The 21,863-nt window shown below is 62.4% G+C and carries 19 protein-coding genes; 15 read left to right on the top strand and 4 right to left on the bottom strand.

The features are described 5' to 3' along the window. Positions 1–81 precede the first annotated feature (81 nt). Positions 82–651: a DUF4865 family protein gene (locus tag E4P32_RS05800; protein ID WP_116432838.1), complete on the bottom strand. Its 570-nt coding sequence runs from the start codon at positions 649–651 to the stop codon at positions 82–84. Positions 652–880: 229 nt separating this feature from the next. Here E4P32_RS05800 and E4P32_RS05790 point away from each other — a divergent pair, with 229 nt between their 5' ends. Genes E4P32_RS05790 through E4P32_RS05780 form a run of 3 tightly spaced genes read left to right on the top strand, consistent with a single transcriptional unit; the run spans position 881 to position 3,448 of the window. Continuing rightward, positions 881–1,861 carry an aliphatic sulfonate ABC transporter substrate-binding protein gene (locus tag E4P32_RS05790; RefSeq protein WP_116432840.1) on the top strand — a complete coding sequence of 327 codons (981 nt, stop codon included), beginning with the start codon at positions 881–883 and terminating at the stop codon, positions 1,859–1,861. A gap of 2 nt (positions 1,862–1,863) precedes the next feature. Then, positions 1,864–2,685, top strand: coding sequence for an ABC transporter permease (locus E4P32_RS05785; RefSeq protein WP_116432841.1), 822 nt, complete (start codon positions 1,864–1,866; stop codon positions 2,683–2,685). 22 nt (positions 2,686–2,707) lie between these two features. Then, positions 2,708–3,448: an ABC transporter ATP-binding protein gene (locus E4P32_RS05780; protein WP_116432842.1), complete on the top strand. Its 741-nt coding sequence runs from the start codon at positions 2,708–2,710 to the stop codon at positions 3,446–3,448. Between the two features lie 9 nt (positions 3,449–3,457). Here E4P32_RS05780 and E4P32_RS05775 read toward each other — a convergent pair whose 3' ends face one another. From E4P32_RS05775 to E4P32_RS05765, 3 genes are read right to left on the bottom strand one after another with little or no spacing between them, the layout of a single operon-like run. Further along, complete coding sequence (locus E4P32_RS05775) at positions 3,458–5,260, bottom strand: methyl-accepting chemotaxis protein (protein WP_116432843.1); 1,803 nt, start codon at positions 5,258–5,260, stop codon at positions 3,458–3,460. Positions 5,261–5,307: 47 nt separating this feature from the next. Then, positions 5,308–6,951 carry an aromatic amino acid ammonia-lyase gene (locus tag E4P32_RS05770; protein ID WP_116432844.1) on the bottom strand — a complete coding sequence of 548 codons (1,644 nt, stop codon included), beginning with the start codon at positions 6,949–6,951 and terminating at the stop codon, positions 5,308–5,310. Positions 6,952–6,992: 41 nt separating this feature from the next. After that, positions 6,993–8,246, bottom strand: a complete 1,254-nt coding sequence (locus E4P32_RS05765) for an allantoate amidohydrolase (protein WP_116432845.1) — start codon at positions 8,244–8,246, stop codon at positions 6,993–6,995. Between the two features lie 266 nt (positions 8,247–8,512). Between E4P32_RS05765 and E4P32_RS05760 the strand changes: the two genes are divergently transcribed. From E4P32_RS05760 to E4P32_RS05705, 12 genes are all read left to right on the top strand, one after another. After that, positions 8,513–9,793: a C4-dicarboxylate transporter DctA gene (locus E4P32_RS05760; RefSeq protein ID WP_116432846.1), complete on the top strand. Its 1,281-nt coding sequence runs from the start codon at positions 8,513–8,515 to the stop codon at positions 9,791–9,793. A 110-nt stretch (positions 9,794–9,903) separates the two neighbouring features. Further along, a complete protein-coding gene (locus tag E4P32_RS05755; protein WP_116432847.1) occupies positions 9,904–10,590 on the top strand; it encodes a GntR family transcriptional regulator in 687 nt (228 codons plus the stop codon). A 313-nt stretch (positions 10,591–10,903) separates the two neighbouring features. Next, positions 10,904–11,773 carry an ABC transporter ATP-binding protein gene (locus E4P32_RS05750; protein ID WP_116432848.1) on the top strand — a complete coding sequence of 290 codons (870 nt, stop codon included), beginning with the start codon at positions 10,904–10,906 and terminating at the stop codon, positions 11,771–11,773. Between the two features lie 46 nt (positions 11,774–11,819). Further along, complete coding sequence (locus E4P32_RS05745) at positions 11,820–12,803, top strand: NrtA/SsuA/CpmA family ABC transporter substrate-binding protein (RefSeq protein WP_233526552.1); 984 nt, start codon at positions 11,820–11,822, stop codon at positions 12,801–12,803. Between the two features lie 6 nt (positions 12,804–12,809). Further along, positions 12,810–13,562, top strand: coding sequence for an ABC transporter permease (locus E4P32_RS05740; RefSeq protein WP_116432849.1), 753 nt, complete (start codon positions 12,810–12,812; stop codon positions 13,560–13,562). Positions 13,563–13,573: 11 nt separating this feature from the next. Continuing rightward, positions 13,574–15,031 (top strand): allophanate hydrolase, encoded by a 1,458-nt coding sequence (locus E4P32_RS05735; RefSeq protein WP_116432850.1) that lies wholly within the window; start codon positions 13,574–13,576, stop codon positions 15,029–15,031. Further along, positions 15,028–16,518 carry an amidase gene (locus tag E4P32_RS05730; RefSeq protein ID WP_158559702.1) on the top strand — a complete coding sequence of 497 codons (1,491 nt, stop codon included), beginning with the start codon at positions 15,028–15,030 and terminating at the stop codon, positions 16,516–16,518. The genes E4P32_RS05735 and E4P32_RS05730 overlap by 4 nt, the downstream gene beginning before the upstream one ends. Positions 16,519–16,667: 149 nt before the next feature. Next, positions 16,668–17,423: a GntR family transcriptional regulator gene (locus E4P32_RS05725; protein WP_116432852.1), complete on the top strand. Its 756-nt coding sequence runs from the start codon at positions 16,668–16,670 to the stop codon at positions 17,421–17,423. Positions 17,424–17,456: 33 nt separating this feature from the next. Next, the gene (locus tag E4P32_RS05720) at positions 17,457–19,214 is read left to right on the top strand and encodes a fumarate reductase/succinate dehydrogenase flavoprotein subunit (protein WP_116432853.1); all 1,758 of its coding nucleotides are present in this window, start codon (positions 17,457–17,459) and stop codon (positions 19,212–19,214) included. A 27-nt stretch (positions 19,215–19,241) separates the two neighbouring features. Next, positions 19,242–19,475 (top strand): ferredoxin family protein, encoded by a 234-nt coding sequence (locus tag E4P32_RS05715; protein WP_016833720.1) that lies wholly within the window; start codon positions 19,242–19,244, stop codon positions 19,473–19,475. Positions 19,476–19,532: 57 nt separating this feature from the next. Next, positions 19,533–20,957, top strand: coding sequence for an ABC transporter substrate-binding protein (locus E4P32_RS05710; RefSeq protein WP_199525570.1), 1,425 nt, complete (start codon positions 19,533–19,535; stop codon positions 20,955–20,957). Positions 20,958–20,981: 24 nt separating this feature from the next. Next, entirely contained in the window at positions 20,982–21,863 is an 882-nt protein-coding gene (locus tag E4P32_RS05705) for an ABC transporter permease (protein ID WP_199525571.1), read from the top strand.

Below are 21,863 nucleotides of genomic sequence, written 5' to 3'. Positions count from 1 at the left end.
GTATCGCGAGCGCGTCAGCCGGGCAGATTAACCTGCGGAGGATTCCTTTGCCAAGCGCAATGCGCAGCTTATTTACGTCACTTACTTGCGCAATTCCGCCAGCAAGGGCTGCGCCAGGTGCAGCACTTCATAACCGTCGCCGGCATGCTCCGCATCGTAGGCCCCTGACGTGATATGGAAGCGCACCAGCTTCCACTCCGCCGGGTCGAGTGCGGTCACGGCGGCAACCGTCTCCGCCCGGTGCGTCAAAGCGCGATTGCGTTCGTGCTCGGCTTCGCGCAGCGCATGCATGTCGGTGGTGTCGCCAAATGGCAGGTCCTCGCGATAGATCCACCGCCCTTGTTGCGCAGGGCCGGCCTGGACATCCAGCGGCAGCCACAATTCGATGCCGGGCCGGCCGAAGGCGGCGAGCACGGCTTCGAAGCGATCGCTGGTCAGGAATTCGGATGCGGCCGTGGCGTCCTTCCACAGATAGATCGATGAATAGACGTTGGTGGGCGCGCCGTTCTTGCCGGCTTCGCGCAACGAGAAGGACTTGAAATACAGGCCCGGCGTGTTGTCCCACATCGGGCCGCGCGCGGCGGCGCGACGGCGGATTGCGCTGAGGTCGTAGTCGACGGGAAGGCGGTGTGAATACTGTTTCGAAAGCATGCTGGTTCCTTGTTGTTTGACCGTGACAAAGCTTAGGCGCATGCCTGTTGAGCGACCAGCCGCTGCGAACGATTTCTGTGATGAGTCTCTTAAATGATCCGCGCCGGGCAAACATCCGGCATGCGAAAAACACGCATGGATATGCGGTAACGGTCTTTGTCAGCACGATTCTTTGGAATTACGATGTCCCGTTCGTCTGTCCGTCTTCCATCCTCAACAAAGAAAAACAATGTTCCCGTCCCTCAAGAAATTCGCCACCGGCCTTTCATTTGCGCTGAGCACATTTTCCGTCGGCAACGCCGTCCATGCCGACACGCTCAAGGAAATTAAACTCGACTACGCCTACTACTCGCCCGAAAGCCTGATCATCAAGCGCAACGGCTGGCTGGAAGAAGCCTTCAAGGCGCAAGGCACCAGCGTGCAATGGGTGTTCTCGCGCGGCAGCAACAACTCGCTCGAATTCCTCAACAGCGGCGCCTCCAACTTCGCGCTGACCTCCAGCATTTCGGCGCTGGTGGCACGCGTCAACGGCCAGCCCGTCAAGACCGTCTACAGCTACCTGTGGGCCGAGCCTAGCGCGCTGGTGGTGCTGGGCAACTCGCCGATCAAGACCGTCGCCGACATCAAGGGCAAGAAGATCGCCGCCACCAAGGGCACCGATCCCTATTTCTTCCTGCTGCGCACACTGGACGCCCACGGCCTGAAACCGTCCGACGTCGAGATCGTTCACCTGCAACATCCCGATGGTCGCATCGCGCTTGAACAAGGCCGCGTCGACGTCTGGGCCGGCCTGGATCCACACATGGCGGGTGCGCAAGCTGCCGGCGCCCGTTTCGTCTACCGCAATCCGGCCTTCGGCCTGGCGGCATTCCTCAACACCAGCGAATCCTTCCTCAACGAGCATCCGCAGGAAGTGCGCATCGTGCTGAAAGCGTATGAACGCGCACGCCGCTGGATCATCCAGAATCCGAAGGAGACCGCCGCCCTGATCGCCGAAGAAACCAAGCTGCCGGTTGACGTCATCGGCCTGCAACTGGCGCGCTACGATTTCAGCCGTCCGGTACCCGGCGCGGCGCATCTGGATGCGATCAAGCCGGTAGTGCCGTTGCTGCAAAAAGACGGCATCCTGCGCCGCGGCGCTGATGTCGACGGTCCGCTGAATTCGCTGATCAACGCGCGCATCGCCGCTGAAGTCGTGGCGGAGAAATAAGCATGTCGCGTTCCGCCGCCCTCGACAGCAAGCGCAGCACGCCGGCGCAGGGACTGAAGATTCGTCCGGCCTTGTTGCGCGGACTGGTGATTCCGGTGGTATTGCTGGCCGGACTGGAAATCGCCGGCCGCGCCGGATGGGTGCCGGGCTACCTGATGCCGATGCCCAGCGACTTGCTGGTGACGCTGCTGGAACTGGCGGAAGGTCCGCTGTGGAAACACATCACCGCCAGCACCCTGCGCGTGGCCGCCGGCTTCGGCATCGGCGCGCTGCTGGCGCTGGTGTTCGGCGCCTGGGTCGGCCTCAGCACGCTGGCCGAGGATTACATCGAACCGATCTTCCAGGCGCTGCGCGCCGTGCCTGGATTGGCCTGGGTGCCGCTGCTGCTGATCTGGCTCGGCATCGACGAGACCTCCAAGATCACGCTGATCGCGATCGGCTCGTTCTTCCCGGTCTACATGAACCTGGTCGCCGGCATCCGCAACGTCGACCGCAAGCTGGTGGAAGTGGGCACGATGTACGGTTTCAGCCGCCTCGACCTGGTGCGCAAGATTTTCATCCCTGCGGCAAAGCCGTATCTGTTTACGGGCCTGCGCAACGGTTTGTCGATGGCCTGGCTGTGCGTGGTCGCCGCCGAGCTGCTGGCCGCCACGCAAGGCATCGGCTACCTGCTCACCGACGGCCGCGAAGTGTCGCGCCCGGATCTGGTGCTGGTCGCCATCGTGGCGCTGGCGGTGATGGGCAAGCTCAGCGACTCACTGCTCAAATACTGGGAAAGCCGCAGCCTGTCGTGGCGCGATGCCTTTACCGGCGAGCATTCCTGAAACTCATTTTGCAAGGAGTGCCATGAGCACCATTCTCGACATCAAGGTCCGACGCAAATCCTTCGGCGACGAAACCATCCTGCAAGGCGTCGAACTGGCGCTGGCCGAACGCGAAGTTGTTGCCTTGCTCGGCCCCAGCGGCTGCGGCAAGAGCACGCTGCTGCGCATTGCCGCCGGCCTCGACAAGGATTTTCAGGGCAGCGTTACGCGCGCCGGCGAGCTCAGTGGCCAGCATAACGTTACTGGCGGCGGCGTTGCCTTCGTGTTCCAGGAGCCGCGCCTGATGCCCTGGCTGACGGTGGCGCAGAACGTCGGCTTTGCCGATGGCGACCGCGCCGACCGCGCCTGGATTTCGCAGTTGCTGGAAGAAGTCGGCCTCGCCGGCTGGGAAGACAGCCTGCCCAAGCAACTCTCGGGCGGCATGGCGCAACGCGTGGCTATCGCGCGCGGCCTGTACTCGCGCCCGCGCGTACTGCTGCTGGACGAACCGTTCAGCGCGGTCGACGCCTTCACGCGCATGAAGCTGCAGGATTTGCTGCTGAGCCTGGCGCAGCAACACCAGATTTCACTGCTGCTGGTCACGCACGATATCGACGAATCGCTCTACCTCGGCGACCGTGTGCTGGTGATGGGCAGCCGTCCGGGCAATATCCGCAACACCATCCTGGTCGACCTGCCGCAACCGCGCCAGCGCGCCGATCAACGACTCAGCGTATTCAAGGCGCATGCCCTGGCGGAGTTGCATGAAGCACACGCGTTCTGACGCCACGAACTACGCCTGCATCTTGAATCCGCTGACGATGGTGGCCAGATTGGTCGCCTGATCCTGCAGCGATTGCGCCGCGGCGGCGGCTTGCTCCACCAGCGCCGCGTTCTGTTGCGTGGCTTCATCCATGTGCGTGATGGCGCGGTTGATTTCCTCGATGCCGGTGCTCTGCTCGGAACTGGCGTTGGCGATTTCACTGACGATGGCGCTGACGTTCTTGACGCTGTCGACGATCTCCACCATGGTCTGCCCGGCCTTCTCGACCAGCAGGCCGCCGTCGCTCACCTTCGACACCGAGGAGTCGATCAGTACCTTGATTTCCTTAGCGGCTTGCGCGCTGCGTTGCGCCAGGCTGCGCACTTCACTCGCCACCACCGCGAAACCACGTCCCTGTTCACCGGCCCGTGCCGCTTCCACGGCGGCGTTCAAGGCAAGAATATTGGTCTGGAACGCAATGCCGTCGATCACACCGATGATGTCGACGATCTGGCGCGACGACTGATTGATCGCGTCCATGGTGGCGACGACGTTGCCGACCACTTCACCGCCTTCCTTGGCAATCGCCGACGCCGCCAGCGCCAGCTGATTGGCCTGACGTGCATTGTCGGAGTTCTGCTTGACGGTGGAGGTCAGCTCTTCCATCGCGGAAGCAGTCTCTTCCAGGGCGCCGGCTTGCTGCTCGGTGCGACCCGACAAATCGAGGTTGCCGCTGGCTATCTCGGACGACGACACCTTGACGGCATCGCTGGTGTGCCGGATCTCCTGCAGGATGGTGGTGATCTTTTGCACGAAGACATTGAATGACCGGGCGATCTGGCTGACTTCGTCCTTGCCGTCTTCCGGCAGGCGCATGGTCAGGTCGCCGTTGCCGGAGCCGATGCTGTCCATCGCATTGCGCACCTGCGACAGGCGCCGGAATACCGCCGTGGTGATCAGTCCCAGGATCAGCGCAGCCAACGTCGCCACCAGCACGATGGCGATCAGTGACGATTGCGTGGCATGGCGCATGCCGGCATTGACGTCGGCTTTGTCGATCGCCACCAGCAGCGACCATTCGGTGTCTTTGACGGCAACTGCCTGGACCAGCTTGGCGGCGCCGTTAAGCACGATTTCCTTGCTGGCGTCGTTCCCGCTCAGAGAATTCAGGCGTTCGACGGTCAGCTCGGGATTCCAGTCCTTGACCGGCTTGTTGATCCACTGCGCATCGGGATGGGCCAGCATCATGCCGTCGCGATCGACCAGGAAGGCGAAACTGGCCGGCGTCGGATGCACCGCTTTCACCACGTTGCTGACGCCATCGAGAAACACCGCAGCCGCCACCACGCCTTGCAGGACGCCATCCTTTTTGACCTGCGCGGTGAAGGACACCATCGGCTTCTTGGTAACGACGTCGGTATACGGCTTGGTCACCACGGCCTTGCCTGCCTTGACCGATTGCTGGTACCAGGAACGTCCGGTCGGATCGTAACCGGTCGGCAATCCCTCGGCGGCGGAGGTATAGGCCGTCTTGTCTTCCTTGCCGAAGGTGGTGACGTAGAAACCGCCGCTCTTTTGCAATTGCTTGATGACGAACACCGGGTCAGCTTGCAACACACCGTCTGCCGCCGCTGCCGCCATGCTTGCTTTGGCGGCGACCCATTCGTTGATCGCCGAGGCATAGCCGTCGGCGATGGAGCGCGAACTCTCGTCGATGGCGTGATCGTTGTCGGCTTTGACAATGACGTAGGAGACCGCACCGACCACGCCCAGACTCGCAACGAGCAAGGCAATACTGAAAAATAAAATACGCGTTCTGATTGAGGTAAACATGCCGGCCCTTCCCTGTTTGTTTTTATCTGGCTATCTGTTGAATCGGTTCAGACGAACTTGCCGATGCGCCCGATTACCGCGTCACGCACCGACCCGCTGGTGATGAACGAATGCGCCACCTGAATATCGTTATGGAACCAGCGATCGCCATCGAGGCAAGCCGGAATCTGCTTGCGAATCTCTTCATACGCCGCCTGCGTTCCCTCGCCCAGCACGAAGTCCTTGAGCAACTCTTCCGTCATGGTCAGCCCCTGCGCCGCCAGCAGCATTTCCACGCCGACGATGTACTGCGTATTGGCGACCACGGTCGCCGCCTTGCGCGCGCACCAGGTCGAGTTGGAGACGTGGTCTTCGCTGTTGCCCTTGGACGGGATGCTGTCGACGCTGCCCGGCATGGACAACGTGCGGTTTTCCATCACCAGTGAACTCATCGAGCACTGCACCACCGGATAGCCGGTGTTGACGCCACGCACGCCGCTCATCAGGTTGCGCGGCAGGCCCCACGACAAGGTCGGATCGATCAGACGCGCAATGCGGCGTTCGCAGATGCTGCCGAGATCAGTGATCGTCATCGCCAGCAAGTCCATCGCCTGCGCCAGGTACTGACCGTGGAAGTTACCGCCGGAGATGATCTCGAAGCCGCCGCCTTCCGCTTCCTCTTTGCTAAAGATCAGCGGGTTGTCGGTGGCGGAGTTGATTTCCTTGTCGACGATAGTGTCGATGTAATCCAGCGCATCGAACACCGGGCCGTAGACCTGCGGCGCGCAGCGCAGCGAGTAGACGTCCTGGATGCGCAAGGAATATGGGATGTCAGTACGGCGCGATTCATCCGGCAACTGCACCGAGCGTGCTTCATGGGTGGTGCGGGTAGAGCCCTTGAGCAAGGTGCGGATGACGGCGGCGGTCTTGATCTGGCCGGCGTGCGGACGCGCTTGCTGGATGCGGGCGTCGAAGGCGGACATTTCGGCGCGCATGGCTTCCAGCGTCAAGCCCAGTGACAGGCAGGCATCGGTCAGCAGGTTGCGCGAATCGTGCGCTGCCAGCACGGCGACCGCGAGCGAGGCGGTGCAGCCGTTGATCAGCGCCGAGGCGTCCTTGGCCTTGAGATCGAACTTGACCGGGCCGATGCCGGCCTTGGTGATGGCTTCAGGCGCGCTCATGCGTTTGCCCTGGTACATCACTTCGGCTTCGTCGAAACCGACGATGGCGGCAGCCAGGTAGGCCAGCGGCGCGAGGTCGCCGGAGGCGCCGACCGAACCCTTTTGCGGCATGATCGGATGGATGCCGGCGTTGATGAAGTCCAGCAGGCGATCGACCACTTCCACACGTGGCGCCGAGTAATTGCTGGCAAAGGCGTTGGCGCGCAGCAGCATGGTGGCGCGGCTGACTTCTTCGGAGAACGGTTCGCCGATGCCGGCGCTGTGGGCCTTGATCAGTTGGGTCTGGAACAGCTCGATGTGTTCGACCTTGATGCGGGTGTCCTTGAGCAGGCCGACGCCGGTGTTGAAGCTGTACATCATTGGCGCTTCGTCGTGCATCCAGGTCGATTCGATGAAGTCGCGGCTTTGCTTCAGGGCGGCGCGCGAGGAGTCGGCGAGCGCGACTTTGGCGTACGCGCCGTTGACACCGCGAGAGACGCTCACGACTTGCGCAGCGTTGAGATTGAAACCGTCGATGGTGATGGTGGTCATGGGATTCCTTTGTAGAGATGGAGAGCGCGGCGGACTCTGCGTCAGGCCGCGAAGTTTTCGACGAAGCGGCTGAACACCTGCGCAGCAATCGCCGCGTCTTCTTCCGTCATGATTTCGTCGGGGTGGTGGCTGATGCCGCCGTTGCCACAACGGACAAACAACATCGCCACGTCGGCGATGGCCGCAATCGCCATCGCGTCATGGCCGGCGCCCGACGGCAGATGCCGCAGCGGCAGGCCGCATGCTTCGATGGCATCCGCCAGTTGCTGTTGCAGATGCCCGGCGCAAGGCACGCTGCCGGCCTGATGCGTTTTGCGCAGTGTGATGGCGACATTGCGGCGCGCACAGATGCGTTCGATTTCGGCCTCGACGTCGGCCACAGCATCCTCGCGCACCCCATCCTGCTCGGCGCGGATGTCGATGGAAAAGCGCGCGCTGCCCGGCACCACATTGGCGGCGCCGTTCGGCACTTCCATGATGCCCATCGTGCCGACCAGACCGGGCCTGCCGCTGCAGCGCTGTTCGATGTACAGGCCGATTTCCGCCGCCGTCATGGCGGCGTCGCGGCGCATGTGCATCGGCACCGTGCCCGCGTGGCCGGCAAGTCCCTGCAGTTCCGCCATGAAACGCGTCGCGCCGGAGATCGCGGTCACCACGCCGACCGGCAAGGCCTCATTGAGCAGCAACGGTCCCTGTTCGATATGCACTTCGACAAAGGCGGCGACGGCTGCCGGCGGCCACGCCGACGCATCGAGCCGGTCCGGATCGAAGCCGGCTGCGCGCATGACGTCGCGCATGCTGTTGCCCTGTTCGTCGAGGTTGTCGAGCACGCTCTTGTCAAACGTGCCTGCCACGGCGCGACTGCCCAGCAAGGTCGCCTTGAAGCGCACACCCTCTTCTTCCGCGAAGCCGATCACGTCGATCGGAAACGGGAATCGCCGGCCTGCGCGATGCCACTCCGCAATACACGACACCGGCAACAGGATGCCGAGATTGCCGTCGTACTTGCCGCCGTTGCGCACCGTATCGAAATGCGAACCGGTGACCAGCGCTGCGGCATTCTCATGGCCGGGCGCGGCTTCATAGCGGCCGATGACGTTGCCGGCATCGTCGCGGCGAACCTGCATGCCGGCGGCGCTCATCCACTCGCTCAGTTGTTGCGCGGCGGCATGGTGCATGGCGGTCAGGTAAGTGCGCGTCATCATGCCGGCAGCTTCCGTATGGACGGCGAGCGCCTCGGCGCGCCGCATGATCTCTTGCCCGCAAGACAGGTATTGCTCTGGAACAGTTTTCACAGCGGTCTCCTTGAAGTCATCAGGATTGCATATTTTTATTGTATTCACAAATTGTATGCAATATAGTGAGCTTGTTCCGGCGCGTCAAAACAATTTTCAAACGACGTGTGTAATTAGCAAAGGAACAACGGCCGGAGGAGCGGCCGTGCAGTCAAGAAGTACAAAAGAAACTACAAAAGCTGAATCCAAATACAGCGGGCATGCCCTTGTGCAAGCGCATAGAGACGCATACAGGCGCCCATCCAGAACCACACCAGGAGACCAAGGTGAATCGATTTTTCAAATCTTTGTTCGGGCAGGTTGTCATCGCCCTGATTGCCGGCATCGTCGTCGGCCTGTTCTATCCCGACTTCGGCCAGAGCCTCAAGCCGCTGGGCGACGGCTTCATCAAGCTGATCAAGATGATCATTCCGGTGATCGTGTTTTGCGTGGTGGTGCAAGGCATTTGCGGCGCCAGTGATCTGAAGAAGGTCGGCAGCGTCGGCATCAAGGCCATCATCTACTTTGAAATCGTCACCACCATCGCGCTGCTGCTCGGCCTGGTGCTGGCGTTCGTGTTCCAGCCCGGCGCCGGCATGAACATCGACCCGACCAATCTCGACGCCAGCGGCCTGTCCAGCTATGTAGAGACCGCCAGCAAGGTCAAGGGCACCAGCTTCGCCGACTTCATCATGAAGCTGATCCCTAGCACCATCGTGAGCGCATTCACCTCCGGCGACGTGCTGCAGGTCTTGCTGATCTCGGTCATCTTCGGTTGCGCCCTGCTGCTGATCGGCGACAAAGGCCAACCGACCGTCTCGCTGATCGCCTCGCTGTCGGAAGCCTTCTTCAAGTGCATGGCCTTCATCATCCGCCTGGCGCCGCTGGGCGTGTTCGGTGCGATCGCCTTCACGGTCGGCCGCTACGGCATCGGTTCGCTCAAACAGCTCGGCATGCTGGTGCTGCTGTTCTACGGCGCGGTGGTGTTCTTCGTGGTGGTGGTGCTGGGCGCGATCCTGCGCACCTCCGGACTGAACATCTTCAAGCTGATCGCCTACCTGCGTGAAGAACTGATCGTGGTGCTGGCGACCGCCTCCTCCGACAGCGTGCTGCCGCAGGTCATGCGCAAGCTGGAGCACATGGGCATCAAGAAGTCGACCGTCGGCCTGGTGATCCCGACCGGCTACTCATTCAACCTCGATGCGTTCTCGATCTACCTGACCATGGCGGCCGTGTTCATCGCGCAAGCCACCAACACGCATCTGGCGATGGGCGACCTGCTGATGATCCTGGCGATCGCCTTGATCACCTCCAAGGGCGCACACGGCGTGCCGGGTTCGGCCATCGTGATCCTGGCGGCGACGCTGACGACGATTCCGGCGATTCCGGTGGTCGGTCTGGTGCTGGTGCTGTCAATCGACTGGTTCATCGGCATCGTGCGCGCGCTGGGCAACCTGCTCGGCAACTGCGTCGCCACCGTGGTCGTCGCGACCTGGGAAAAAGACATCGACAAGACCCGCGCCCGCGCCGTGCTGAACGGCGAGATTCCGGCGGCAACGTTTGAATAACATTCAGGAATAAGGTCGCAGGATGGATGGCGAAAATACAAGGGTACAATTCGGTGTCTTGTCCGAATTCGCCTAACACAGGCGCCTTACACAACAGAACCATCCATCCTATGACCGAAGCAGTACTTCCTCCCGACAGTTCAGAAGCGATTGCGCGCGACATCACCATCGCCATCGCCGAACAGCGTCTTCCACCCGGGGCAAAACTCCGCGAAGAAGCGTTGGCGCGCGTCTACCAGGTCAGCCGCACCAAGATCCGCGCGGCGCTGGTGATGCTGGCCAAAGACAAACTGATCGACCTGATTCCGGACAAGGGCGCCTTCGTCAGCAAGCCGACCGTGGAAGAAACGCGCAACATCTTCTTCGTACGCCGCACGCTGGAAGCGGCCATGGTGAGGGAATTCGTCGCGCGTGCGACCGCTGCCGACTACGCCACGCTGGAAGCCCATCTGCGCGAAGAACGCCGCGCCATTGAAGAGAACAATCCGCAAGTCCGCTCGACCCTGTTGAGCGACTTCCATATCCTGCTGGCGAACATCGTCGGCAACGAGGTCCTCACCGACATCCTGGTCAAGCTCGCCGGCCGCAGCTCGCTGATCACCATGCTGTACCAGTCAACCCGCGACGCCATCTGTTCGACCGAAGAGCATTGCGACTTCATCGCCGCCGCCAAGGCCGGTAAGGTCGACGAAGCCGTCGAGCTGATGCTGCATCACCTGCACCATGTGGAACAGGCGCTGGAATTCGACACGCCATCCGATCCCAAGCGCGACCTCGCCAAGGAATTGCTGCTATAGCTACTGCGGCTTTCGCCTTCGCTTTCGTTTTCTCTCTTCCGCTCATTTCAATACCTCCCGAACGCAATCTGCGCTGACTTGCGCGGGATTGCGCTCGGTTGCCTTGACTTGCGCGAACATGCGCAACCGCGCAGCATTCGCTCCCGCCTTATACGAAAAACGACTTACAACCACCGGAAAAGCCGCGTCATAACGGCCTTTCCGGCGCTGTGACGCCACCGCGTTTCTACGCATATCGAATCTCGAATTGCTTCGTTCCCAGGTCTTGGCAACGCGACTTAGACTCGCAGCACCTCATCGCTCAAGACCTGTTATGACAACTTCATTTCCCGGCGTCGCGCCTTCCTCCGCAGCGGCGGTCGGCAACATCGAGATCCGCGACCTGTCGGTGCGCTTTGCCCAGACCAGTCAGGGTGGCCAGAGCGTACAGGCGGTACATGGCGTGACGCTGGACGTGCACAGCGGCGAATTCGTCAGCGTCATCGGTCCGTCCGGCTGCGGCAAGTCGACCTTGCTGAACCTGGTCGCCGGCTTCGTCGCGCCGACCGAAGGCAGCGTCAGCCTGGACGGCAAGGCCATCACCGGCCCCGGCGCCGATCGCGGTGTGGTGTTCCAACAGTACTCGCTGTTCCCGTGGAAGAACGTGCTGGCCAATGTCGAATTCGGCCTCAAGCTGCAAGGCGTCGACAAGCAAACACGCCAGCATCGCTCGCGGCAGTTGCTGCAACAGGCAGGGCTCAGCGAATTCGAAAAATTCTATCCGGCGCAATTGTCGGGCGGCATGAAGCAGCGCGTCGGCATCATCCGCGCCCTCGCCGCCAATCCGCGCATCCTGCTCATGGACGAGCCGTTCGGCGCACTCGATACGCAGACCCGCACGATCATGCAGCAACTGCTGACTGACCTGTGGCAGACGCTGGGTATTTCGGTGCTGTTCATCACCCATGACATCGACGAAGCGATCTTCCTGTCGGACCGCATCTATGTCATGACGGCGCGCCCCGGCACGGTCAAGGCGGTGGTGCCGGTGACGCTGAAACGCCCGCGCCTGGCCGACGTCGTGCTGAGCAAGGAATTCCTCGATATCCGCGCGCGCTTGCATGGGCTGATTGCCGACGAGAGCCTGCAGTCGTTCCGGAGCGAGTCCGTATCGGCCTTGCCGCCGCAACGCATCGCCGCCTGAATCCTTCCCGCATTCATTCACTAATCCAACAACAAAGGGTATCTGCATGCAACATCACATCGGTCGTTTTGTATTGACGGGAGCCGCCATCCTGCTGGCGTTCTCCTCCGGCTTCGCCAACGCGGCGGACAAGATCCGCCTGGCGCAGAACCTGGCGCCGATCTCCGGCCTGGCCATCATCGCCAAGCAAAAGAACCTGTTTGAAAAATACGGCCTCGACGTCACAGTGAACAACTTCACCAGCGGCCGCCAGGCGCTGGAAACCGTGCTCGGCGGCGGCGCCGACATCGCCACCACGGCGGAAGCGCCGATCACCGCGGCGGCACTGGCGCGCCAGAAAATCGCCTTGCTGGCGCGCATGGAATATTCCGACGACAAGACCCTGGTCAACAAGTCCGCGGGCATCAATTCGGCGGCAGACCTCAAGAGCAAGCGCATCGGCTACACCGTCGGCACCGGCGGCGAGATCTATACACTGACGCTGCTCAAGAAAGCCGGCCTGACCAAGAACGACGTCACGCTGGTCAACCTGCGCCCGCAAGACATGGTGGCGGCGCTGTCGACCAACAGCATCGACGCCTACAACACCTGGGAACCGCACATCAGCAACGGCAAGAAGGCGCTCGGCGACAAGGTTAAGGAACTGGACACCAAAGGTGTTTATGCCGAGACCTTCAACCTGGTCGTGACCGAGGAATACCTGAGCAAGAACGAGAAGACCGTGACCGCCTTCCTGCGCGCGATCCTGGATGCGGAACGCTTCCTGAAGGCCAACCGCGACGAGAGCATCACCATCATTGCCGCCGCGACCGGCATGAAGAAGGAAGAACTGGCCGAGATCTGGAACGACTACATCTTTGAACTGGTGCTCGACGAGCGCGTGTTGTCGACGCTGAAGAACCATGCCGAGTGGCGCCTGGAATCCGGCAACGCGCCGACCGGCGCCACCCTGCCCGACTTCCACAAGTTCATCTTCGCCGCGCCGCTGAAACAGGTTGCGCCGGAGCGCGTCAAGATTCCGGGCCTCTGATCAGCCATGCGCATCCCCGCCGAACAATGGGCCAGGCTGCTGTCGATACCAGTCTTCCTGGCGATCTGGCAGCTGGTGGCCGGGCTTGAACTGGTCAATCCGCTGCTGTTCCCGCCGCCGACAGTAGTGGTCAAAGCCTTCTTCGACTACATGCTGCATGGCGACGGCGTCACCGACGCCGGCTGGAGCATCGCCCGCGTGGTGATCGGCTATAGCGCAGGCGCGGTGGTCGGCGTCGTCATCGGCGTACTGACCGGCGGCAGCGCCATCCTGTCGGGCTTGCTGACGCCGGTGTTCCAACTGTTGCGGCCGATTCCGCCGATCGCCTTCGTGCCGATCGTGATCGTCTGGTTCGGCCTGACCGAGCTGGGGAAATGGTTCCTGGTGTTCTGGGGCGTGTTCTTCACGGTCTGGCTGGCCACGCACATGGGCGTGCAGCGCGTGACCGAAACGCTGGTGCGCGCAGCGCAAAGCCTGGGGGCGACACGCTGGCAATTGCTGTGGACGGTGCAGCTGCCGGACGCCCTGCCGGTGATCTTCGTCGGCCTGCGCACCTCGCTCAGCATCGCGTTCTACACGCTGGTCGCGGCCGAGCTGGCCGGGGCCTATGCGGGTATTGCGTATCGCCTCGAAGTCACGCAGCAGAACATGCAGATCGGCCACATGATGGCCGGCCTGCTGGTGCTCGGTTTTATCTCCACGGTGTCAGACCGGCTGTTCCAGTCGGCCTCGCGACGCCTCTTGCATTGGTCCACCTGAGGCCGTCTCTCATGAATAAGCCACTCGATTTGTCCGCGCCTGAATTGCAGACGCTCAGCTTCGATTTCCCCACGCTGGCGGCCGCGTATCGCGACGGCCTGTCGCCGCTCGCACTGGTGGAGGAAGTGCATCGCCGCATCCGGACACAGCGCGATCAACACATCTGGACTTACCTGATTCCGCAGGAGCAACTCGGCGAACAGGCGCGCAAGCTCGAGCAAGCGGCCGCACAGGGCCGGGGCGCATCACTGCCCTTGTTCGGCCTGCCCTTCGGCGTCAAGGACAATATCGACGTCGCAGGATTGCCGACCGGCGCCGCCTGCGCCAGTTTCACCTATACCGCCACCCGCACGGCGCACGTGGTGGAACGCCTGCAAGCGGCCGGCGCGATCCTGATCGGCAAGCAGAACATGGATCAGTTCGCCACGGGACTGGTCGGCATCCGCTCGCCGCAAGGCTATTGCCGCAATCCCTTCCATCCTGACTACGTGCCCGGCGGCTCCAGTTCGGGCTCGGCGGTTGCGGTCAGCACAGGACAGGTCAGTTTCTCTATCGGCTCGGACACCGGCGGCTCGGGACGCGTACCGGCGGCGCTGAACAATATCGTCGGCCTGAAACCGACGCCTGGTCGCGTCAGCAGCTACGGCTTCCTCTACTGCAATCGCAGCTTCGACGTACCGCCGGTGTTCGCGCTGACCAGCGAAGACGCCTACGCCGTGCTGGATCAGATCGAAGGCTACGACGCGCGCGACATCTACTCCGTGAACACTCCTCGCGAAGAGCCGCCGACACGCCTGCCCAAACATTTCCGCTTCGGCCTGCCGGCTGAAAAATACCTGAACTTCTTCGGCGACCAACTCGCCGAGGCGCAGTTCGAAACATCCGTACGCCGCTTGATCGACCTCGGCGGCGAAGCGGTGGAAATCGACTTCGAACCGTTCGCCGAAGCCGGCAAGCTGGTCTTCAACAGCGCCTTCATCGCCGAGCGCTGGCTGACCTACGGCGCCACCGCAGAACCTGCCGATCCCCACGTCCATCCGGCGGTGCGGCTGGCGATCCTGGCGGCAAAACGCTACAGCGCCGCCGATGCCTTCGACGCCGTCTATGCGCTCGAAGCGCACAAGCGCAAGGCCGCACAGGAACTAGACAAGGTCGACATCCTGGCCTTGCCGACGGCGGGAACCATCTATCGCATCAAGGACGTCGAAGCCGATCCGGTCGCGCTCAACGCCAACCTCGGCTACTACACCTACTTCGCCAATCCCTTGCGGCTGGCGGCGATCAGCGTTCCCGCCGGTTTGCGCAGCGACGGCCTGCCGTTCGGCCTATGCCTGCTCGCCAGGTCCTTCGAAGACAAGCGCCTGCTACCGTATGCGCAGGCCTTCCACGACGCCGTCGGCGGCAAGCTCGGCGCCACCGGCCATGCCTATCACGGCGCTGCGCCAATCACATCGGGAGTACCCGCATGAGCAAGCCTGCATTGAGCTGGCAAGAATGGGGACGGCTGGACGCCCTCGCGCTGGCGGAGCTGGTGCGCACGCGCCAGGTCAGTGCGGCAGAGACCGTCGCACAGGCCATCGCAGCGGCCCGACTGCTGGAGCCGCAGTTGGGCGCAGTGCTGGAGACTTTTGACGACATCGCATCAACGCCCTCGGCCGACGGCGCCAATCCCGAGGGTGCGCTGTGGGGCGTGCCGCTGTTCATCAAGGATCTCGGCTCGACCATCGCCGGCCGCCTGGCCGAAAACGGTTCGGCCCTGAACAAGGACAAGCGCAGCGCGCGCACCGATCCGCTGATCGCCAACCTGCATCGCGCCGGTTTGATCTCAGTTGGTCGCTCGACCACGGCCGAACTGGGCATGACCTATGACACCACGACCACCTATCGCGGCCTCAAGGTCACGCGCAATCCGTGGAACCTTGACTACACGCCGGGCGGCTCGTCGGGCGGCAGCGCCGCGCTGGTTGCAGCCGGCGTGACGCCGCTGGCGCATAGCACCGACGGCGCCGGTTCGACGCGCATCCCCGCCAGCCTGACCGGCCTGATCGGCCTCAAGGTGTCGCGCGGACGTCTGCCCTTGCCGTGGAGCTTCAACGAATACGGCAACGCCACCATCGGCGAAGGAACGTTCTCGCGCACCGTGCGCGATACGGCCGCCTTCCTCGACGCCGCCGCCACCGATTACCCGGCCGGCAACAGTTTCGTCTCAAGCAAATCACCGACACACACTTTCGCCTCGGCCTTGCAACGCGCGCCGGGCAAGCTGCGCATCGCGCTGTCGACCGGGGCATGGGGCCGCGCTACGGCGTGCCACGCCGATATCGCCGCGCGCACGCGCGATGTTGCCGCTGCGCTGCAGGAGCTCGGCCATGAAGTCGAAGAAATCGACGACGCCATCATCACCGACTGGAACCGCTTCTGGCCCTCGTTCCGCACCTTCTGGCTGGGCATGCGTCCGGCCATGTGGGGGCTGCCATATGAAGACGGCATCCCGCCCGGCTTGCTGGAGCAGCTGGCGCCGATGACGCGCAAGTTCTGGCTCAACGCCCAAGGCTACGACAAGCGCGACGTCCTGAGGCATCAGGCCGGCAACAATGCGCATGCCTTGCGACTCGGCGAATTCTTCGGCAAGTACGACGCGCTGCTGGCGCCCGCTTTCGCGATTCCCGCACCCAAAGCCAACGGTCCGTTTTCGCTGGCCAATGACCGCGACTTCGACGGCTACATCAATGAACTGCTGGACGCCGGACGCTACGCCATCCCCGCCAGCGAGGCAGGCCTTCCCGCCATCAGCCTGCCGGCCGGCAAGGACGCCAACGGTATTCCGGTGGGCGTGCAGCTCTACGCCAAATGGTTCGAAGAAGCGCGCCTGCTGCAACTTGCTGCGCAACTGGAAGCGTCGCGCCCGCACTGGTTCAACACCACACCGCCGGTGCATGTCGGCACGCTGGACTGAGGCGATGGCGACATGAAAATCATTTTCTTCATAAGCATGTACGAAGAGATTCGTTCTCAAGACAAGCCGGGCTCTCTACCATCTGGACATTGGTCATAACCTGTCATGACAGGTTAATTGAAGATAACTAGCGATAGCCAGGACAAGCAATGCCGGATTTCCAGATCGTCGAACCCTCTCCCATCCCTCTGTACGTGCAGGTCAAGGACATGCTGCGCGAACGCATCTTCGACGGCACCTACGGCCCGCATGCGCAGTTGCCGCCCGAGAGCGAAATGGGCGCCATCTTCGGCGTCAGCCGCATCACGGTGCGCCAGGCCCTGAGCGACCTGCAGCGCGAGGGCGTGATCTTCAAGATTCCCGGCAAAGGCACCTTCGTCGCCAAGAAAAAGGCCGCGCAAGAACTGACCCGGTTGGAAGGTTTTGCCGAGGCGATGACGCGCAAGGGTTATGAAATCTACAACCGTGTAGTCGGTCACCGCACCCTGCCCGCCACTGCCGAAGTCGCGCAGCAACTGGGTGTCGAAGTCGGCACCACGGTCGCGGAGATCCGCCGCGTGCGCCACCTCAACCGCGAACCGGTGTCGCTGGAAATCACTTACCTGCCGGAAGAACTCGGCCAGCGCCTGCGCAATGAAGACCTGTCCGGCCGCGACATCTTCCTGATCTTTGAAAACGATTTCGGCATCGCGCTCGGCCACGCCGACCTGCAGATCGGCGCCGTCATCGCCGACCATGCACTGGCCGAAGCCTTGCAGGTCAGCGAAGGCACCGCGCTGCTGCGGATTGAACGCCTGACCTATACCGCCGACGGCAAGCCGCTGGATTTCGAGTACCTGTACTTCCGCGGCGAGACCTTCCAATACCACTTGCGCATTGCGCGCCGCCCAACGACGGCTGAATAAGCGCCGGACAAATACAGGACACAGGAGAACCTCATGGAAACCCATATCCAAACCGTCGACGTGCTGGTCATCGGCGGCGGCACCGCCGGTCCGATGGCGGCCGCCAAAGCCAAGGAAGCCAATCCCGCCTTGCGCGTACTGCTGCTGGAAAAAGCCAACGTCAAGCGCAGCGGCGCCATCTCGATGGGCATGGACGGACTCAACAACGCCATCGTGCCCGGCTTCGCCACGCCCGAGCAATACGTCAAGGAAATCACCACCGCCAACGACGGCATCGTCAATCAGAAGACCGTGATGGCCTACGCCCAGGGCAGCTTCCCGATGATCGAGGAGTTGGACCGCTGGGGCGTCAAGTTCGAGAAGGACGAGACCGGCGACTACGCCATGCGCAAGGTGCACCACATGGGCACCTACGTCCTGCCGATGCCGGAAGGCCATGACATCAAGAAGGTGCTGTACCGCCGCCTCAAGCGCGCCCGCGTGGAAATCACCAACCGCCTGGTGGCGACGCGCCTGCTCACCGCCGAGGACGGCAGCATCGCCGGCGCGATGGCGTTCGATTGCCGCACCGGCGACTTCCACGTGATCCGCGCCAAGACCGTGGTGCTGTCCACGGGCGCGGCAGGTCGCCTCGGCCTGCCGGCGTCCGGCTACCTGTTCGGCACTTATGAAAACCCGACCAACGCCGGCGACGGCTACAGCATGGCGTACCACGCCGGCGCCGAACTGTCGGGCATCGAATGCTTCCAGATCAATCCGCTGATCAAGGATTACAACGGACCGGCATGCGCCTACGTCACCGGCCCCTTCGGCGGTTTCACGACCAACAGCCACGGCGAACGCTTCATCGAATGCGATTACTGGAGCGGCCAGATGATGCAGGAGTTCTACAACGAACTGCAAGGCGGCAACGGCCCGGTGTTTCTCAAGCTGAACCATCTCGCCGAAGAAACCATCAGCACCATCGAGACCATCCTGCACACCAACGAGCGTCCCAGCCGCGGTCGCTTCCACGAAGGACGCGGCACCAACTACCGCGAACAGATGGTGGAAATGCACATCTCCGAAATCGGCTTGTGCAGCGGCCACTCGGCTTCCGGCGTGTGGGTCAACGAACATGCCGAGACCACCGTCCCTGGCCTGTATGCCGCCGGCGACCTTGCCTGCGTGCCGCACAACTACATGCTGGGCGCCTTCGTCTACGGCAAGATCGCCGGTGAAAGCGCGGCGCGCTATTGCGCCGAGCAGCCACTCGCCGACGTCAGCCAGCAGCAGGTCGACGCTGAACGCGAACGCGTCTGGGCGCCGCTGCAACGCACCGATGGCCTGCCGCCCAACCAGGTGGAATACAAGCTGCGCCGCATGGTCAACGACTACCTGCAGCCGCCCAAGGTCACGCGCAAGATGGAGATCGGCCTGTCGCGCTTCGAATCCATCCGCGAAGACCTCGACCGCCTGCAGGCGCGCAATCCGCACGAGCTGATGCGCGCGCTGGAAGTCCACGCCATCCGCGACTGCGCCGAAATGGCCGCGCGCGCCTCGCTGTACCGCACGGAAAGCCGCTGGGGCCTGTACCACAACCGGGTCGACTATCCGGAACGCAACGACGCCGAATGGCTGGTGCACGTGCAACTGCAAAAGCAGCAGGACGTCATGACCTGCTTCAAGCGTCCCATCGAGCCCTATATCGTCGCGCTCGACGACCAGGAAAAAGACGCCTACCAGCACCTGCGCATCAAGAAAGATGCAGCTGCTGGAATTACAGCTACAGCTGAGCCTGCAGCCGCCTGACACCTGACAACGAGTGAGGACCCACCCATGCCAACCGCCTTCAACATCACCAACGTCCCCGTCACCATCGACGAAGACAAATGCATCGCCGAAAAAGGCTGCACCGTCTGCGTCGACGTCTGCCCGCTCGATGTGCTCGCCATCGACCTCACCAAAGGCAAGGCCTTCATGAAGTTCGACGAGTGCTGGTATTGCATGCCCTGTGAGAAGGACTGCCCGACCGGGGCAGTCCATGTAGACATACCGTATCTGTTGCGTTGACGCACTGGCTACAGTGCGGCAGTCGTCCATGCAGATCTTTCATCAGGGGATATAACAATGCAATTGCGTCACAACATCTATAAAAGCCTGTTCAGCTTGTCGCTGGCCTTTGCGACCGCCTCCATGGTCGCCACCACTTCTGCTCATGCAGAAACCATCCGCATCGCCATCGGCACCCAGGACACGACCATCAACTGCGCCACCGGCGGCCTGCTGATCCGCGAGTTGAAACTGCTGGAGAAATACCTGCCGCACGATGGCAAATACAAAGATGCGCAATACGACATCCAGTGGAAGAACTTCACCTCGGGCGCGCCGCTGACCAATGAAATGGTGGCCGGCAAGCTCGACCTCGGCGCGATGGCCGACTTCCCGGGTTCGTTCAATGGCGCGGCGTTCCAGAAGGCCGGCAAGCGCAGCCTGTTCATCACCGTGCTGTCGGGCAGCACGACCGGCAGCGGCAACGGCATCGTGGTGCCGAAGGCGTCGACCGTGCAATCGCTGGCCGAACTGAAGGGCAAGACGATCTCGGTGCCGTTCGCCTCCACCGCGCACGGCATGCTGCTGCGCGCCGTCAAGGACCAGGGCTGGGATCCGGAAAAGGACGTGAACATCATCACCCAGGCGCCTGAAGTGGCCGGCTCTGCACTGCAGAGCAACAAGATCGATGCGCACGCCGACTTTGTCCCGTTCGCCGAGTTGTTCCCGCATCGCGGCTACGCACGCAAGATCTTCGACGGCTCGCAAGCCAACACGCCGACGCTGCATGGCAGCCTGGTCGATTCCGACTATGCGAAGAAATATCCCGAGATCGTGGTCGCCTACCTGCGCGCCGCCATCGAAGCGGATCGCCTTTTCACCGCCGAGCCGGAGAAGTACAGCGAGCTGATCGAAAAAGTCACCGGCATCGAAGCCGAGGTCAATTACCTGTTCCACGGCCCGCTCGGCCTGCAGACGCGCGACTTCACCTGGAAGCCGGAATACCGCCAGGCGATCAAGACCTCGATCGATACGCTCAAAGCCATGAAGCGCACCGAGACCGATCTCGACGCCAACACCTTCATCGTCGACGAGTACCTGCGCACGGCATTCAAGCAATCCGGCCTCGACTACGAAGCGCATCTGAAAAACTACGCCAAGTCGCCGCTGACCGCCAAGGACAGCCTGACCGGCAAAGCCATCACCGATCCGAAACGCGTCGGCCAGATCTGGGTCCAGGGCGAACCGCTGGTGCGTCACTACGCCTCGCTGGAAACCGCTTTGTCGGAAGCACGCAAGCTGGAAAAATCCGGCAAGAAGATCCGCACCGTCTATGCACACGATCGTGACAGCGGCCTGAAGCTGCTGGCTGCCGATGCGTGGTTCGTGCAAGGCAAGAACGACGTCAGCGCTTTCCTGCTGAAGAGTTCCGCCGAAGCGTGGGCGAAGAAGAACAACGGCAAGGTGCTGGACTTCAGCGCCGCCAAAGCCGGTTCGGTGTAAAGCCTATTGCGACGGAGTCAGATCATGGCCTTGAGTTCTTCCTACAGTCCGGCAGCGGATAGCGTGCGGCAAGACGATGCGGCATCGCCGACCTTATCGGCATCTTCGGCGCTGCCCTCGCTGGACGCGGTCCTGAGGCAGTGGCTGCACTATGGCCTGCGCCTGGCTTCCGTCGCGGTCTGCCTGTTGCTGTGGCAATGGGCGTCCACCGTGCATCTCAACCTGGGACTGATCACGTTCCAGAACGTGCCGTCGCCGAAGGAAGTCCTGCAGGCTGCCTGGACGCTGGCGCAATCGCCCAAGCTGCTGTCGCATCTGAGCGCCAGCCTGTACCGGGTGTTCGCCGGCTTCGTCGTCGCTGCATTGGCGGGGATCGTGCTGGGCATGCTGATCGGCCGGGTGCGCTGGCTCGCTGACGTCTTGTTGCCGCCGCTGGAATTATTGCGGCCGATTCCGGCGGTGGCGTGGATACCGCTGTCTATCCTGATGTTCCCGTCGTCGGAGATATCGATGATCTACATCACCTTCATCGGCGCGCTGTTTCCCATCCTGCTCAACACCATCCACGGCGTCGAAGGCGTAGACGCCCGCCTGATCGCTTCGGCGCGCAGCCTGGGCAGTGGCCGGCGCGCCATCTTCACCGAAGTCATCCTGCCGGCGGCAGCGCCCAGCATCGTCACCGGCCTGTCGATCGGCATGGGCACGGCATGGTTCTGCCTGGTCACGGCGGAAATGATCGCCGGCCAGTTCGGCATCGGCTACTACACCTGGGCCTCGTACACGATCCAGAACTATGCGGACATCATCGTCGGCATGCTCTTCATCGGCGTCATGGGCATGGGCAGCAGCGCCCTGATCAAGAAACTGGGCGGCTTGCTGATGCCCTGGTATCTGTTGCAAAGGTAG

This window comes from Herbaspirillum sp. 3R11, assembly GCF_004563925.1.
Taxonomy (GTDB): Bacteria; Pseudomonadota; Gammaproteobacteria; order Burkholderiales; family Burkholderiaceae_D; genus Herbaspirillum.
This window is presented reverse-complemented; position numbering and strand designations above follow the sequence as displayed.